We start from the raw sequence: 15,809 nt of genomic DNA, 5'->3' as shown, positions 1-15,809 counted from the left end.
ATCAGAGAGTTAGCGCTTCTGATCCTCGGGGACCTCGACCCCTACCGCCGAATCACCGCCCGGCCACCCTCACCCCACCGGATGTCCGAAGAGCCCTCAATTGGCCCTCGCGCAGCTCAATTGGCGACGCCGAGGAGGCTCCGCGCCATGCGGGCCACGTGCGGTGGCGTGTGCGGCCCGAGCCAGACCGTCCACTGCGAAGGCGGCTCGCTGCAGGCCCATTCGACACACCAGGCATGCACCGCGTTCGCAAGCCTCTCTCCTCGCGTGTGGGCCCTGGTACCGTCTCCGCGAACCAGCCACCGCACCGAAACCCCGTCGGGGACGTCGATGTGTCGGAACTGGATACGCGCCGCCGCCTCGAGGATGACGACCCCCTGGGCGTCCCACGGCAGCCGCGCGGCGATGCGTGCGATGAACCCGGCATCGGCCGCATCGCCGGCGATGAGCACGGCGCCCTCGATGTCGTCCCAGTCGGGGTCTTCCAGGTGTTCGCATGCGCCCATGCCCCCAGTGTAAGTAAGGGCACCCTTACTTACAAGAGATGGATCCGATGCGGCGCTCCGTCTCGGCGCTAGCGCGCTCTCCCTCACCTCGTCAACCACCTGCGCCGTGACGCTCAGCGGGAGCATCCTGCTGGCGTGAACAGACCATCGTCACGCCGCGAACGCTTCCAGCCGCGGGCGGCCTCGATCCTCGGCGCCCTGCTCCTGGCGACCTCGCTCAGCGGCTGCGGCGTCACCGTGCCCGCCGACCCGGACGGAACGCTGAGCACCGTGTCGGGCGGCGAACTGCGCGTCGGAACCGCGCCGGACGGCGACCTCGTCCATGTCGACGGGGGTGTGCCGAGCGGGAGCATCGTCGACCTGGTGGATGAGTTCGCCTCGAGCATCGACGCAGAGACCGACTGGACGGTCGCCTCGGAGGAGACGCTGGTGTCGATGCTCGAGGACGGCGAGCTCGACCTCATCGCCGGAGGTATCACCTCAGACACCCCGTGGGTGGACAAGGCCGGCGTGAGCCGTGGATACACGCAGATCCAGGGGGCGAACGGTCGCGAGATCGTCATGCTCGTCCCGCTCGGCGAGAACGCGTTCCTGACGAAGCTCGAGACCTTCCTCGACGAGGAGGTCGGCGGATGACCGAGACCGGGCAGTTCGGGCGCACCACCCTGCCGCCGAAGCAGCAGCGCGCGATCCGCAGCGCGGTGAAGTGGGAGATCTTCACGATCGTCTACACGTCGATCACGATCGCCGTCATCGCTCTCGTGGTCGGGGAGTCGCAGGCGATGCGGACCGCGTGGATCGAGGACATGCTGTCGCTGATCCCGCAGATCGCGTTCCTCACGGCTCTGCTCCTCGTGCGGCGTCGACCGACAGGGAAACACCCGTACGGCCTGCATCGCGCCATGGGCGTCGGCCACCTCGTCGCGGGTGTCGCGCTCCTGGCCGTCGGTCTGAACCTCGCCGTCGAGGCCATCACCGGACTGGTCGCCGCCGAGCACCCGACGATCGGCACGGTGCAGTTGTTCGGGCAGACCGTCTGGCTGGGTTGGCTCATGGTCGCCGTGATGGTCGTCGTCATCATCGGCCCCGTGTTCATGTACGGCCCGGCCAAGTCGAAGCTCGCCCCCGTGCTGCACAACAAACTCCTCTTCGCCGACGCCGACATGGCGAAGGCCGACTGGCAGACCACGGTGGCATCGATCGTCGGGGTGCTCGGCGTGGGTGTCGGGCTCTGGTGGCTGGACGGCGTGGCGGCGCTCTTCATCTCGCTCGGGATCATCTGGGACGGCTTCCGCAACACGAGGACGGCCGTGGTCGATCTGATGGATCAGCGCGCGCGCACCTACGACAGCAAGCACCCGCATCCCCTCGCCGCCGACATCGTGTCGTATCTGCGCAGTCGCCCGTGGATCGCCGAGGCAGGGGTGCGCATGCGCGATCAGGGTCAGGTCTTCCACATCGAGGCCTTCGTCGTGCCGCACCGACGCAAGGTCGCGCTGCATGATCTGACCGCGGTCGCCGAGGGGATCACCGACATCGACTGGAAGATGCAGGACGTCGTGGTGGTGCCGGTGGAGAGACTGCCCGACGAAGCGGACACCGGTCGATGAACGCCCAGCCGCCACTCAGCGCCAGCCCCTCCGGGCGGCCGTAGGCTGGGTGCATGACTTCTCCTGCCTCCGACACCATCACGATGTTCGGCGCCGACTGGTGCCGCGACTGCATCCGCACCAAGAAGCAGCTCGACGCGCTCGGGGTGGAGTACACGTATGTCGACCTCGTCGCCGAGCCCGCGGCCGCAGACGTCGCGAAGGAGATCTCGGGCCGTACCAACATCCCCGTCGTCGTGTACCCCGATGCCTCGCACCACGTGGAGCCGTCGAACGCCGACGTCGAGTCGAAGCTGCGCGAGCTCTCGCTGATCTGATCCGGCCGCATCGCGCCGCTACACTGGCGCGATGAGCACCGAGGCTCGGCCCGAACGAGCATCAGTCCGCCTGTCTGCCCGCACGATCGTGCTGTACGCGATCGGCTCGCTCGGCACCGGCGGCTATGCCACGTTGCCCGGGCTGGTGCTGACCTACTTCCTCACGGACAACCTCGGCGTCGCCGCGCTCGCTGCGGGGATGATCGTGACGGCCGCGAAGATCTGGGATGTGCTGATCGATCCGCTGATCGGTGCCGCATCCGATCGTCAGCTCGCCCGCACCGGATCGCGTCGCGGTTTCATGGTCACCGGCGCGCTCGCACTCCCCGTCTTCTTCGCCCTCACGTTCGCCGTACCGCCGTCGTGGGGTCCGACCGCCGGAGCGATCAGCGTACTGCTGGCCTTCCTCGCGACCGCGACGGCCTTCAGCCTCTTCCAGGTGCCGTACGTCGCCCTCCCGGCTGAACTGACCGGGGGTTACGACGAGCGCACACGTCTGCTCGGGTGGCGCGTGGTCGTGCTCACGGCGGCCATCCTGCTGTTCGGCGCCGGCGGCCCGGCGTTGCGCAACGCCGGTGACGACCCCGTCATGGGCTACCTCCTGATGGGCATCGCCTCCGGGCTCGTGATCGGCATCGGGATGCTCATCGCCTCCCGCACAGCGGGCGTCGCCGCCGAACGCGGCGCGGTCACGCCCGGCGCGGTCGTCGCCGCATCCACGTGGCGTGATCAGTACATGTCGGGCTTCCGGGCACTCGGACGCAGCCAGCCCTTCCGCGCGCTGCTGGGCACCTTCGTCCTGCAGGCCCTCGCGACCGGGACGATGCTCGCCGGCGCGCAGTACGTCGCCACGTGGGTGCTGCGCTCGGAGGATGCGGTGACGTTCGTGTTCGTCGCGCTCGTGGGCCCGGCGCTGCTCGCGACCCCGGGGTGGACGGTCATCGCCCGACGCGTGGGCAAGGAGCGGGCCTTCGCGATGGCCAGCGCGCTGTTCACGGCTGCTGCCGCATCGCTCGTCGTGGCCGTGTGGTCGCCCGGCCTCTGGATCTACGCCTCGGTCGCCGTCGCCGGCATCGCGTACGCGGGGCTGCAGTCGCTGCCGATGGCGATGCTTCCCGATGTGATCTCGCACGACGAGCGTACGAGCGGGGCAGGGCAGGCCGGCACGTTCACCGGCATCTGGACCGCCGGGGAGACGGTGGGGTTCGCCCTGGGCGCGACGGCGGTGTCCCTGACCCTTGCAGCGACCGGCTACGTCTCGACCGTCGCCGGCACCACCGTCGAGCAACCGGCGGCCGCGGTGACGGGCATCGTCCTCAGCTTCAGCATCCTGCCCGCCGTGTTGATGGCCGGCAGCCTGGTGACGCTCCGCCGCTACCGACTGCGCCGCGCGGACATCGATGCCCTCGAGACCTCCGACGCCTAAGCTGGGATCCCGTCCGAAGGAGACGTCGATGACTTCTGCGAGCACAACCGCCACCTCCCCAGCGGCCGCCGCTGCCACGTCGAAGGGTGCGCCGAAGGGTGCGCCGAAGAACGAAGCGCCGGGGCTGGGCGAAGGCGAACGGGAGCGGCTCGACACCGCTGTCGACGCCCTCCAGGTCGGAGCGCGCACGTGGTCGGCGCTCACGGTCGCCCAGCGGGTGACGCTGCTGCGGGCGGTTCGGACGAGCGTGGCCTCGACGGCGGAGGACTGGGCGAACACGGCCGCGTCCTCGAAGGGCCTGGACGCGCGCCATCCCCTCCGCGGCGAGGAGTGGCTGAGCGGTCCCTACAGTGTGCTCGGCGCTCTCGACGCCTACATCGAGACGCTCTCCCGCCTCGCGAACGGCGCCAACCCCCTCGACGGGATCTCCATCGATCGCGCACCGGGCGGACGCACCCGCGTACACGCCTTCCCCCTCACCGGCATCGACAGGTTCCTACTGTCCGGATTCACGGGCGAGGTCTGGCTGGAACCGGGGATCACCCCGGGAGCGGCACGCGCATCAGCCGGCCTCGCGCAGCGCACGCCCACCGAGTCGGGCGGCGTCGGCCTCGTGCTCGGCGCGGGGAACGTGACCTCGATCCCGGTGCTCGATGTGCTCTACGAACTGCTCGCCCACAACCGCACGGCACTGCTCAAGGTGAACCCCACGCAGGACGCGCTGGTGCCCGTGTACAAGCGCGCGCTCGCGCCCCTCATCGAGCCCGGCTTCCTGCGCATCGTCCGCGGCGGGCCCGCCACCGGCTCGTATCTCACCGGTCATCCAGGCCTCGTGCACGTGCACATCACCGGCTCGGCGGCGACGTTCGACACCATCGTCTGGGGCCCGTCGAAGGGTGACGGCGCATCCGCGACGAAGCGACGTCGACGCGAGAACCGTCCACTGCTGAAGAAGCCGATCACGGCAGAGCTGGGCGGCGTCTCGCCGATCATCGTGGTGCCTGGCGCGTGGACCGACGCCGACCTCACCTACCAGGCCGAGCACATCGTGACGATGCGCCTGCAGAACTGCGGTCACAACTGCATCGCGGGCCAGGTCGTGATCATGTCGTCCGACTGGGACCGGGCCGACGCCTTCCGCGCAGCCCTGCGACGTGCGTATGCGAACGCCCCCGAGCGCCCGATCTGGTACCCGGGATCACCCTCGCGGATGGAGCTCGCGACCGACGCCTACCCCGATGCCCTCGTGCTCGGCGACAGACTGCTCGTCGAGATCGATGCCGACGACGATCCGACCGCCCTGGAGAACACCGAGTACTTCGCACCGGTGCTGGGCGTCGTCACCGTGCCCGGCACGGGCCAGGAGTTCCTCGACGCCGCTGTCGCCCACGCGAACGACAGACTGCAGGGGACCCTCGGCGCGAACCTGCTGATCGACCCCGCGACCGAGAAGTCGCTCGGCACCGGCTTCGAACGGGCCATCGCCGCGCTCCACTACGGCTCCATCGCGATCAACGGCTGGACCGCATTCGGGTTCATCACCCCTACCCTCACCTGGGGCGCGTTCCCCGGCGGCACGATCGACGACGTCGGGAGCGGCATCGGCGTCGTGCACAACGCCCTCTTGCTCGACGGGGTCGAGCGCTCCGTGCTGCGTGGCCCCTTCCGCCCGTTCCCGCGGTCGCTCCCGATCGCGAACGGGGGCGGACGCCTCACCATCCTGCCGAAGCCGCCGTGGTTCGTCTCCTCGCGGACCGGCGCCGCAGTGAGCGAAGGGCTGACCCGCTATCGGGTGGACGGCCGCATCAGCGGACTCGTGAAGACCCTGACGAAGGCGCTGCGGGCCTGACGGTCAGCGCTCCGCGCGGGCGAATCGGTCCGTCGCCGCCCGGAGCGCCTTCTGCGTGCCGGGTTCCGTGGCCGCGTGGCCGGCGTCGTCGACCACGCGGAACTCCGCCTCCGGCCAGGCACGGTGCAGATCCCACGCGGTCATCATCGGCGTCGCGACATCGTGGCGCCCCTGCACGATCACCGTCGGGATGTGCCGGATGGCGTCGACTCCGGCGATCAACTGGCCCTCTTCCCACCAGCCCCGGTGGACGAAGAAGTGGTTCTCGATGCGGGCGAATGCCGTGGCCTTGTCGGGATCGGCCATCGCCTCGATCTGCGCCTCGTTCGGCGTCAGGGTGACGGTCGCCGCTTCCCAGGTGGACCAGGCGATCGCCGCCGGGACGTGCACAGCGGGGTCGGGATCGAACAGTCGGCGGTGGTAGGCCTCGATCATGTGCGAGCGCTCCAGCACCGGGATGGGCTCGATGAACTGCTCCCAGAGATCGGGGAAGAGCGCCGCTGCTCCGCCCTCGTAGAACCACTCGAGCTCGACGCGACGCAGCGTGAAGATGCCCCGGAGCACCAGCTCGGTCACGGCTTCGGGGTGCGCCTGCGCGTAGGCGAGGGCCAGCGCACTTCCCCACGATCCTCCGAACACCTGCCACCTCTCGATGCCGAGGTTCTTACGCAGCAGCTCGATGTCGGCGATCAGGTGGGCCGTCGTGATGTAGCGGAGGTCGGCGTCGGGAGCACTCGCATGCGGGGTGCTGCGTCCGCAGCCGCGCTGGTCGAACAGCACGATCCGGTAGCGCTTCGGGTCGAAGAACCGCCGCTGCCAGGGGGACGTCCCGCTGCCGGGGCCGCCGTGGAGGAAGACCACGGGCCTGCCGTCAGGATTGCCGCTGACCTCCCAGTAGACGCGGTGGCCGTCGCCGACGAGCAGCTCCCCGGTCTCGTACGGCTCTATCGGTGGATACAGTGCATCCGTCTTCTTCATCATCGGTCCCCCGGCCGGTCGTGCTGACTACATCGTCAACGGTAGCGGACGTTCTCGCACCTGTCCGGTATCACGGATCCAGCTGATCGGCGGGCAGGGTCAGCACCTGCGCGCACACACCCAGACCGTTCTGGTAGCCCTCGGCGAACCATCGCTTCCTCTGTTCGCTGGAGCCGTGCGTCCAAGTCTCCGGATTCGAGAAGCCGGACTGCTCCTGGATGTGGTCGTCGCCCACGGCCTCTGCCGCGTTCAGCGCGTCCTCGATCTGCTGCTCCGTCGGCTTCTCCAGGTACGGATTGCCTTCGGCGTCCTCCTGCTCCGTCATCCGCCCGAGCCAGCCGCCGGCGTAGCAGTCGGCCTGCAGCTCGATGCGCACTCCGTTGCTACCGGGGCCCGTTCCGTTGTTCGGGTAACGGTCCATATCGCCTGTGATGTTCTGGATGTGGTGCCCCCACTCGTGGCCCACGATGTAGAGCTGGGCGAGATCACCGGCCGAAGCTCCGAACTGCTGCTGCATGAGCTGGAAGAACGTGGGGTCGACGTACACCTTCTCCTCCGGCGGGCAGTAGAACGGCCCGACGGCGTTGGAGGCGGTGCCGCACTGCGTCGAGGTCGCCCCGTCGACGACGATCATCTCCGGCGCGCGGTAGCCCTCGACATTGTCGCTCCAGAAGGCATCGAGGGCGACCTGCGCACCCGCCATGCGGCAGTCGACGTTCGCGTTGGCATCGGCCCCCGTGTCGCAGTTCTCGATGGCCGATCCGCCGGCCGGCTCGGTGCCTCCGCTCGGAGCGCCGCCGCCGACCAACCCGCTGAGGTCGATGCCGAGCAGAGGACCGGCGATGAGCGCGATGAGCGCGAGCACTCCCACGCCGGAACCGCCGGCGATGGCCGCTGTGCGGCCGCGTCGACGCGTGGTGTTGCCCGAGATGTCGGCATCGGGATTGAAGGTCATGCGTCGAGATTACTCCGAGCAGAAGCATGTCGAACGGACGTAGGCTCGGGGCATGACGACCACGATCACCATCACCGGCGCGGGCGGACAGATCGGCTACGCACTCCTCTTCCGCATCGCGGCCGGAGACCTGCTCGGGCCGGACGAGAAGGTGCGGCTGCGACTGCTGGAGATCCCGCAGGGACTCGGTGCGGCGGAGGGCGCAGCACTGGAGTTGCAGGACGGTGCGTTCGGGTTGCTCGAACACGTCGAGGTGACGGATGACGCGGCGGTGGGCTTCGATGGCGCCGACCTCGCGCTGCTCGTCGGCGCACGTCCGCGCGGGCCCGGCATGGAGCGCGCCGATCTGCTCGCCGCCAATGGCGGCATCTTCGGCCCCCAGGGTGCAGCCATCGCCGCGAACGCGGCCTCCGGTGTCCGGGTCACGGTCGTCGGCAACCCCGCCAACACCAACGCCCTGATCGCCGCAGCCTCCGCCGACGGCGTGCCCGCCGAGCGGTTCACGGCTCTGACGCGCCTCGACGAGAACCGCGCGCGGGCCCAGCTCGCGCTGACCCTCGGCGTGCCGGTGCACACGGTTCGGCGGGTTCCCATCTGGGGCAACCACTCGGCGACGCAGTTCCCCGACATCTCGCATGCGACGGTCGGTGGCCGCCCCGTGCTCGAGCCGCTCGAGCAGATCGTGGGCGACGTGACCACCTGGCTCGACGAGACGTTCATCCCTCGCGTCGCCAAGCGTGGAGCCGAGATCATTCAGGTGCGGGGATCCTCGTCCGTGGCGTCTGCTGCGAGCGCGACGATCGACCACGTGCGCGACTGGGTACACGGCACCGACGACTGGACCTCGGCCGGCGTCGTCTCCCACGGTGAGTACGGGGTTCCCGAAGGCCTGATCTCGTCGTTCCCGGTGCGTTCGGTCGACGGCGAGTGGCAGATCGTCGAAGGGCTGGAACCGACGGACTGGGCACGTACCAGGATCGATGCCTCCGTCGCGGAGCTGGTCGAGGAGCGTGAGGCCGTTCAGGCGCTCGGCCTCTTGTGAATCCGGTCACCGCGACGCACGACGACAGGGCAGAATGGATGCCGGAGGTGCGCGATGAGCGAGACGATTGATCCCACGAAGACCACGGCATCGGTCGATGCGGCTCTCACGAGCCCCCTGCATCTGCCGCATGATGCCGCAGCGTGCCCGAAGTGCTTCACCGAGCTGCAGCAGAACCGCAACTTCTGGACGGCACGGCCAGACGGCTCACGGCTGGTAGGCCTCGTCGTGTCGCGAGAGGGCATGCCGTCGGTCGTCGAGCAGCGCGATGACCTCACCCGCTTCGGCGTGCCGATCGAGGGTTTCCGCCACCCGGCACCCGACATCCTGGAGAGCTGGAACGACCGCCTCGCCCGCCTCATCTCGACGCTGCGCACGGGCGACGTCGTCGTGGTCGTGAACATCAAGGCGCTCGGCCTCGACGCCGACGAGGGCGCACGCACCGTCGCCGAGCTGCGCAAGCACGGCATCATCGTCAAAGTGCTGAACCACGACGCCCGGCACCTGGCCGACGCGGCCGCCGCCCACTGACGGGCGACGATTCCTACGGCGTGGGCTTGGGCGTCGGGCCGAAGGCCGGCTCGCCGGGTGTCACACCGAAGAACAGCGGATCGCTCGGCGACTCCTCGCGCGGCAGGTACCCCTCGGAAAGGTTCGCATCACCGAAGAGCAGGTCCCCGAGCTCGTAACGGTCGCCGGGCCAGCACTTGGTCGTCGCCGTCACGAGCACGTTGCCGTTCGTGATGAACGTCACCGTCAACAACGAGAAGTCACCCTGCTCGCGCACGATCACATCACTCGACTGAGTCTCGCCCGACCCCAGATCCATGCCGTCGAGCTCGTAGCCCGCATCCGTGAGGTACTTCTGCACAGCGACGGATCGCTCGGCATGCTGCTCCGGGTCCACCTCCGTCGATCGGGCGAGAGAGAACTTGTAAGAACCGTCCGGGCATCCCGCCCCCGAAGGCTCCATGCCGAATGAGCCCCCTGGAGCCTCCCACGGGCCGTCGAAGATCAGCGCCTGGACGCCGTTCGTGACCTCCCGATAGTCGAGGTAGTGCTGCTTCGCCTGGGCGACGAGCTCGTCGCCGGTCGGGGTCGCCATGCCGTCTCCTTCATTCGTGCACCCGGTGAGGGCGAGCGCGAGCACCGCCACCGCCGCGGTGATCCGCCAGCGCTTCCCCATCCGCCCGCCCCTTGCTGCCGTTGCCACCACGGCTCAGTTCCACGCCTGGCCGTTAGCCACGATGTAGGCAATGTTACGGAAGGATTCCGAATCGCGAGCGAGGTACCCGTTGTCTTCTTCCCACCAGCCCCAGATACTGTTGCCGCCGTCGTGCGCCGCGTGGCCCGGGGTTCCGAGGCCGTCCTCGGTGCCGCCGCCCACTTTCGGCACGGTGCCGCCGTCGCTTTCGAAGCTGATCGCTCCCGGCAGCTCTTCGGGGTTGGTGCCGTGTCCGAAGGAGCTGTGCTCACCGTAGCGGGCGACCAGATCGCCGGGAGCCCGCGACGCGTAGATCTGCGTGCCGGAATAGTCCATCGGATCATCTCCGGTCCACGTCTGGTGGTAGCCGTCCGGCACTCCCGCCGAGCCGACCGCGATCAGATTGTCGACACCGAGGTTGTCTGGGGATCCACCAACCGCCAGGAAAGCGGTCGTGCTGCCGTACGAGTGCCCGATGACGGAGGTGGTGACGCTCGACGACACCTCGTTGTCGAGCCCTCGCAGCGTGGTGCTCAGAGTCGCGGCCCCCTCTGTGGCGCTGCCCATCGTGTGCTCGGTGAGAAGGTTGGGCGAGTCGTATCCGTACCAGGCGATCGTCGCCGACCTGGTCCCGTCGTTGTACCCGTCGGCGAAGAAGTTCAGGTCGCGTGCGCTCTGCCCCCATGCCTCGAGGTCTCCGAGGCCCGAGAACATCCCGCCGACGAGCACGTTCACGTTGGTGACACCTTTGAGCGGGTCGACGGGGTTCCCGTTCTCATCCTGAATGGTCACGCCGTACATGACGGCAGCGGTGGCTTGCGGCTGCTCGAACGGGTTGAACATCAGCAGCTGCCCCTGGAACCGGTTGATCTCGATACCGAGGTCCTTGAACTGCGTGTCCAACGGCTCGCCGTAGGGTCCGGCGTCGATCACTCGTTCATACGCCGCCCTGTTGGCGAGCATGCGATCGAGGTAGGGCACGCCTTCGAGGTTTCCGATGAAGCCCGGATACGTGAGACGGAGCGCGTCGCGCTGTGCATCGGTGAGACCGTCCCAGATCTCCGTGACCTCGGCAGGGGTGTCGGCGTTCGCCAGCGCGTCGATCGCCGAGAGGGTCGAGTCGCTGAGGGTCGAGCCATCCGAACGGACGAGTCCGGCGATCGCTGCACCATACGCCTCGTCCCAGAGCGCGTATGCGGCTTCCCAGCTCTCCCAGAGGCCTTCGAGGGCGCTACGGGTCGTGGCGAGCGAGCTCTGCGCGTCGGTGACGTCCTGTTCCGCGGTCGAGCGCGTGCTGGCGTCGTCGTCGGGGGTGCACATCTGCTGCTGGGACTGTGCGCTCTCGAGATCGGCGACCGCCGCCGCGTGCGCCGCATGCGCGGTCTCGATGTCGTCGATCAGATCGTTCGCGGTTCTGGCGTGCGTCGCGACAGCCTCACCGTAGGCCCGCACGACGTCGGCGATGCGGCCGAGTGAGGCGATGGTGGGGTTCATCCGATTGGCGAGCAGCCCCGATTCACGCTGCACCAGAGTGATGCTCTGACCTCGCCCCTCGAGGCCGCCGTCGATGTTGCGCAGCACGATCTGCGCGTTCCCTCCGGCGTCCGTGAGCTTTCCGAGGTCGGCATGGATCCCTTCGAGCTGCCCGCTGTCATACTCGATCTCCTCGAGCGTCCACCCGCGGTTAGGAGAGGTCAGCGACATAGTCGGCATCCCATCCGCTGCCCAGCGAGACGTCGAGCTCTTCGAACGACTCGTTGATGCTCGTCAGCCGATCGGTGACGCCGATCCCCGCGAGATGCTGCGCCCGCGCCTCGAGCATCGCCTGCCCCAGCGCGTTCTCGAGCATGACCCGCAGGCCTGTGCGCCCCGCGGGATTGCCGACGCCCGTGTCGCGCGCGGCGATGTCATTGGCGTACATGACGTAGTCACCGATCGAGAAGCTGATCTGCAGGACGGCGCCTTCGAGTGCGCGCTTGTCGATCTCGACGTCTGACATGGCTTCCCCCCGGTTCCGCCGCGATCCACCATAGCCGGACGCTCGCCCTGCGCCGATGGGGAGAACTGCCCATCGGCCCGTGATCTCCGGACCACAAGGCGCGAAGAAGGGGCCGACGGCGAACCGTCGACCCCTTCCCGAAAGCGCGTGTCAGCTGCCGGCGAGCTGCTGATCCAGATCCTGGATCGCCCGCATCATCCCCAGCAGCGACTCCGACATGTCGTTGATGCCATCGACCGCCGTCTTCAGACCCGTCGTCAGCTCCGTGTACCCCTCACCGAACTTCCCCGACGCATGCTGCGTCTTGAAGTCATCACCCAGAAGAGTGTCGACCTGACCCTTCAGCGTGTCCAACTGCCCCTGAATGTCATCACGAGCCTGCGACAGCGAACCCGCCACCTGCTCCATCTCCGCATAAGACGCACCGAAATCGGCCATCGTCCACACCTCCGCAAATCGAGAGAACCGGACCCCTCCGGCCCGAATACCCCCACCCTACGCGGCACCCACGAACACCGTCGATGGGGACAACTCCCCATCCACCCAGCGCGTACGGGATCAGCGGCGGACGAACACGGATCGGATCCGCACCCACAACGGATCCGCCTCCGACAAACCGGAGACGAGATGCATGACTCCCCCGACCTGCCCGAGGCCCGCCGCCAGAGCGATCACTCCGACGGCAGCCGAGGCCGCCGTCATCGAGGTGACTCCGGCTCCCAGATCACGGACGAACAGGGCGATGCCGCCGACGGCAACCAGCAGGGCGAGTGTTGCGGAGACGAGTCGCACGAAGAGGCGCGGTTCGAAGTTCGCGGTGCGCGCCCGGAGCCAACCACCCGCGCGGCGCTGCCGCCCGCCTGTCGTGTACGGCAGACGAAGCCACCAGGAGGCAGCCGACAGGATCCGCCGACCGCTCCACCACAGCGCGACCAGGACGGCGAGTCCGGCCAGTGCGACGATCACCGCGGTCACGATCACCGCCAGGTCGACCGGGGCGAGCGACCCGCCCAGCATCCGCACGGCTTCGATCATCCCTGCCGTGACGAACGCGCCGCCGATCGCGAGCGCGAAACCCAGGAGGCCCAGACCCCAGCGCGACCAGCGCTCGAAGTCCGTCCGCAGCACGGCGGCTGCACGATCCGCATCCACCGGACGAGCGTCCTGCGTGCGCGCCGCATCGATGAGGGGTCGCGACTCGGGTCGGATCAGCGCAAAAGCCATCGGCCCAGGTTATTCGCCGTCCAGCGGCGCCTCGGACCGCGCCCCCTTCGGGGAGCTGACGAGCTCGATCAGCCGCGGTCTGCCTGCTCCTCGGCGGTCGCAGGCACCGCGGGCTCCTCGGCCAGCTGCTCCCAGGCGAAGGTCGAGATCATGGCGTCGCTGAGCAGCTCGATGCCGTCGAGCACCTCTGCGGGGATCACGTCGCCGTCGGGGATCACGATGGTCGACGTGAACACGAGCGCCTTGCGACGCAGCGTTCCCGGCACCGGGATGATGTAGGTCAGGGTGCGCCCGCTCACACCGTCGATCGCCTGTGCGCCGGCCGGACGCTTCGTCTCGGCCGACCACCTGACGATGTGCTTGAGGTTCTCGTCGAGGAACACCGCCCCGCGCGCGCGGAACGCCTCCGTCACCCAGGCGTCGAGGTTCTCGCCGTCGGGCGCGTCGAGAGCGGATGCCGTGATCGACAGCGGCAGCAGCTCCTCCATCGGCACGTCCTCCTGCCGATAGATGGCGAACACCTTGGTGCGCCGCATGCCCTGATTGGCCTGGGCCATCATCGTGCGGAACTCCGCATCCAGGTCGGGGCGTCCCGCCTGCATGAAGATCGCGCTCGCCTTGCGCACGTCCTCCTGCTGTCCCGCGTTCGTCGGGAGATGCGCCTTCCACCCCGGGGGCAGCACGAGCCGGAAAGCCGGGATGCCGAAGCGGAACTCCACGCCGAGGTCGTTCATCTCGTTCATCGGGTGGTACTCCTCGTGTCGATCGTGAGGTCGGCAGTCACGCAGGCCGGCCGCTCGGCAGGGTGATGCCGGCGATGATCTTCGGGATCTGCTCCTCCATGAGGGCGAAGGGCTCGAGCGTCGACCCCATCGCCTCGATCATGATCGCAGACTCGCCGTCGCTGAGCATCACCGTCCAGTTCGCGATGGGGCGCGCCTCCCCGTCGTCGAGGAGCACGGCGGACGTGCGTCGCAGAAGGAAGCCCTTGCCATGGGAGTCAGTCTCCAGTGCCGTGAGTTCGGATGCCGTCGAGTCAGGGAGGGTGGCGATCTCGGTCAGGATGGCAGGGATGTCCAGGTCGGCGGCGGCGGAGACCGTGATCTCGATCAGGACGTCGCTGTACGCCCCGCGGGGGACGAACCACAGTTGCACGGCGGCGTTGCCGGCGAGGCCCAATATGCCCTCTGCCGTGAAGGCGAGCGCCTCGCGGTCACCATCGGTGAGCGGGGAACGTTCGGCGTAATGCTCGACCGCGGCCGACACCCATTGCTCCCCGCTGCCCGGCTCACGCCGCAGCAGATCGGCTGCAGGCAGCGGGATGTACCACTCCGCGTCGTAGGCGAAGTCCCATCGCGACGCGCCGTCGGCGACCGGCACCGAGGTCATCGGGTGAGACCGTTGAGCATGCTGGCCGGCGACAGGCCACCGGAAGGACTGCCGCCCGCGAGAGCCACACCCTTGTCCGCCCACTTGTACACGTTGTAAGCCTGCTCGAACAGGTCTGGCGCCGGAGCCTTCGCGAGGCTGGAGAGTGCATCCGGCAGCTGGTTGATCAACCGATTCCCGTATCCGGTGCCCGCCGCGACCGCCTCCTGGAACGAGACGGTGAACGACCGGTTGGCTCCGCCGAGGAAACGCTGACCGAGCCCCGCGAGGGTGAACGGGCCCGTCATGCGCGTCCGAGAGGCGTTCTGCACGAAGTTCGCGAAGTTCGCCTTGCTCATCACGCCCCAACTTCCCTTGGGGGCCGCGGTGATCCCACGAATGTTGCGGATCTGGCCGAGCGGCCCGGTGAGCTGCTTCGGAATCGCCTTGAAGAACTTCCCGAGCCCCTGCCCAAGCTTGCCGATCGGAAGCACGCCGATGATCGACATCGCGAGATCACCCCAGCCCTTCCGTCCGTCGAACATCAGGGCGACGGTCAGAGCGAGCGCGATGACGCCGACCACGAGTGCCGCGATCGCGAAGAAGGGCCCGCCGATGATGAGTCCGAGCACGGCGATCGCGAGCCCGATCCAACTCACCCATTCGGCCACGACCGCGAGGACACCCGCGATGTTCTCCCACGTGGAGTCCTCGCCGATCTTGTTGGCATCGGTGAGGCCCGACACAGCGGTCTCATAAGCGGTGTGCCAGGTGTCGTACTCGCCGTCGAACGCATCGAGGTTGTCGTTGTGCGTGGTCTCCGCGGTGCTCAGGGTCGATGCCGCACCGGAGGCGGCGTTCGCGAGATTCGTGCCGGCTGTCGTGTTCGCCGCCGCGTCCTCTTCCGCCGGCGGGTTCAGCCGCGTCGACGTGTTGTGCGCCTGAAGCGCGTCGGCGGCGTCGGCGGCGTTCGACTGCGCGGTCTGCAGCTCGGTGAGGCTGGTCTGGCAGTCGGCCACGATGGTGCGCATGCGGCTCTGCGCGGTCTCGAGCGCCGTGGCGTAGTTGCTCAGCGTCGTGCCTGCGGGCTTGTAGCGGCGACCCGCCTCGTCGAGATCCTTGTGGACGTCGTCGACGACGTCCTTGATCTTGTCCATCGCGTAGCCCTCGCCGTCGATGGAGCCGTCCTTGATCCCCTTGAGCGTCGCGGCGGCACTGACCATGCTGTCGCCCAGTTCGACGATCTTCGTTCCCCGGTCGGCGATCGCCACGGCATCCCCTGCCACGACCTCGACGTCACGCCCCTTGTTCGTCTGCATCTGCTTCTCTCC

Annotated in this window: 18 protein-coding genes; 7 read left to right on the top strand and 11 right to left on the bottom strand. The window is 68.4% G+C overall.

What is annotated here, in order from left to right; genetic code table 11:
• Positions 1–116 precede the first annotated feature (116 nt).
• A complete protein-coding gene (locus HDC31_RS16105; protein ID WP_046746656.1) occupies positions 117–506 on the bottom strand; it encodes an SIP domain-containing protein in 390 nt (129 codons plus the stop codon).
• Between the two features lie 135 nt (positions 507–641).
• Here HDC31_RS16105 and HDC31_RS16100 point away from each other — a divergent pair, with 135 nt between their 5' ends.
• The 5 genes from HDC31_RS16100 to HDC31_RS16080 are packed head-to-tail and all read left to right on the top strand — an operon-like array spanning position 642 to position 5,708.
• Positions 642–1,142, top strand: a complete 501-nt coding sequence (locus HDC31_RS16100) for a hypothetical protein (protein WP_258546536.1) — start codon at positions 642–644, stop codon at positions 1,140–1,142.
• Entirely contained in the window at positions 1,139–2,116 is a 978-nt protein-coding gene (locus HDC31_RS16095) for a cation transporter (protein WP_179516340.1), read from the top strand. The genes HDC31_RS16100 and HDC31_RS16095 overlap by 4 nt, the downstream gene beginning before the upstream one ends.
• A 53-nt stretch (positions 2,117–2,169) precedes the next feature.
• Positions 2,170–2,433, top strand: a complete 264-nt coding sequence (locus HDC31_RS16090) for a glutaredoxin domain-containing protein (RefSeq protein WP_017831447.1) — start codon at positions 2,170–2,172, stop codon at positions 2,431–2,433.
• 31 nt (positions 2,434–2,464) lie between these two features.
• Positions 2,465–3,859: an MFS transporter gene (locus tag HDC31_RS16085; RefSeq protein WP_257022239.1), complete on the top strand. Its 1,395-nt coding sequence runs from the start codon at positions 2,465–2,467 to the stop codon at positions 3,857–3,859.
• Positions 3,860–3,887: 28 nt separating this feature from the next.
• Positions 3,888–5,708: an aldehyde dehydrogenase family protein gene (locus HDC31_RS16080; protein WP_179516339.1), complete on the top strand. Its 1,821-nt coding sequence runs from the start codon at positions 3,888–3,890 to the stop codon at positions 5,706–5,708.
• 3 nt (positions 5,709–5,711) lie between these two features.
• On the opposite strand, the gene pip is transcribed toward HDC31_RS16080, so the two are convergent.
• Positions 5,712–6,689, bottom strand: a complete 978-nt coding sequence (pip, locus tag HDC31_RS16075; RefSeq protein WP_179516338.1) for a prolyl aminopeptidase — start codon at positions 6,687–6,689, stop codon at positions 5,712–5,714.
• Between the two features lie 67 nt (positions 6,690–6,756).
• Positions 6,757–7,641 carry a neutral zinc metallopeptidase gene (locus HDC31_RS16070; protein WP_113681748.1) on the bottom strand — a complete coding sequence of 295 codons (885 nt, stop codon included), beginning with the start codon at positions 7,639–7,641 and terminating at the stop codon, positions 6,757–6,759.
• A gap of 52 nt (positions 7,642–7,693) precedes the next feature.
• On the opposite strand from HDC31_RS16070, the gene HDC31_RS16065 reads away from it, so the two are divergent.
• Both HDC31_RS16065 and HDC31_RS16060 read left to right on the top strand, forming a co-directional pair.
• Positions 7,694–8,683 carry a malate dehydrogenase gene (locus HDC31_RS16065; RefSeq protein WP_179516337.1) on the top strand — a complete coding sequence of 330 codons (990 nt, stop codon included), beginning with the start codon at positions 7,694–7,696 and terminating at the stop codon, positions 8,681–8,683.
• A 54-nt stretch (positions 8,684–8,737) separates the two neighbouring features.
• Entirely contained in the window at positions 8,738–9,214 is a 477-nt protein-coding gene (locus tag HDC31_RS16060) for a dehydrogenase (RefSeq protein ID WP_113681300.1), read from the top strand.
• A 13-nt stretch (positions 9,215–9,227) separates the two neighbouring features.
• Here the strand turns inward: HDC31_RS16060 and HDC31_RS16055 are convergent, their stop codons facing one another.
• From HDC31_RS16055 to HDC31_RS16020, 8 genes are all read right to left on the bottom strand, one after another.
• Positions 9,228–9,869: a hypothetical protein gene (locus HDC31_RS16055; RefSeq protein ID WP_058631564.1), complete on the bottom strand. Its 642-nt coding sequence runs from the start codon at positions 9,867–9,869 to the stop codon at positions 9,228–9,230.
• A 33-nt stretch (positions 9,870–9,902) separates the two neighbouring features.
• A complete protein-coding gene (locus HDC31_RS16050; RefSeq protein WP_179516336.1) occupies positions 9,903–11,591 on the bottom strand; it encodes an alpha/beta hydrolase in 1,689 nt (562 codons plus the stop codon).
• Positions 11,572–11,886: a hypothetical protein gene (locus tag HDC31_RS16045; protein WP_113681302.1), complete on the bottom strand. Its 315-nt coding sequence runs from the start codon at positions 11,884–11,886 to the stop codon at positions 11,572–11,574. The genes HDC31_RS16050 and HDC31_RS16045 overlap by 20 nt, the downstream gene beginning before the upstream one ends.
• Before the next feature lie 150 nt (positions 11,887–12,036).
• Complete coding sequence (locus HDC31_RS16040) at positions 12,037–12,324, bottom strand: WXG100 family type VII secretion target (protein WP_052748607.1); 288 nt, start codon at positions 12,322–12,324, stop codon at positions 12,037–12,039.
• A 120-nt stretch (positions 12,325–12,444) separates the two neighbouring features.
• A complete protein-coding gene (locus tag HDC31_RS16035; protein WP_113681303.1) occupies positions 12,445–13,110 on the bottom strand; it encodes a hypothetical protein in 666 nt (221 codons plus the stop codon).
• A gap of 68 nt (positions 13,111–13,178) precedes the next feature.
• Positions 13,179–13,853, bottom strand: a complete 675-nt coding sequence (locus HDC31_RS16030; protein ID WP_046746665.1) for a hypothetical protein — start codon at positions 13,851–13,853, stop codon at positions 13,179–13,181.
• A 37-nt stretch (positions 13,854–13,890) separates the two neighbouring features.
• A complete protein-coding gene (locus HDC31_RS16025) occupies positions 13,891–14,499 on the bottom strand; it encodes a hypothetical protein (protein WP_113681304.1) in 609 nt (202 codons plus the stop codon).
• Positions 14,496–15,797, bottom strand: a complete 1,302-nt coding sequence (locus HDC31_RS16020) for a hypothetical protein (protein WP_058631569.1) — start codon at positions 15,795–15,797, stop codon at positions 14,496–14,498. The genes HDC31_RS16025 and HDC31_RS16020 overlap by 4 nt, the downstream gene beginning before the upstream one ends.
• Positions 15,798–15,809 lie beyond the last annotated feature (12 nt).

This window comes from Microbacterium sp. JAI119, from assembly GCF_013410135.1.
In the GTDB taxonomy this organism is placed as follows: Bacteria; Actinomycetota; Actinomycetes; order Actinomycetales; family Microbacteriaceae; genus Microbacterium; species Microbacterium oxydans.
The sequence above is the reverse complement of the archived record's forward strand: the minus strand, read 5'-3'. Positions and strand labels throughout refer to the sequence as shown.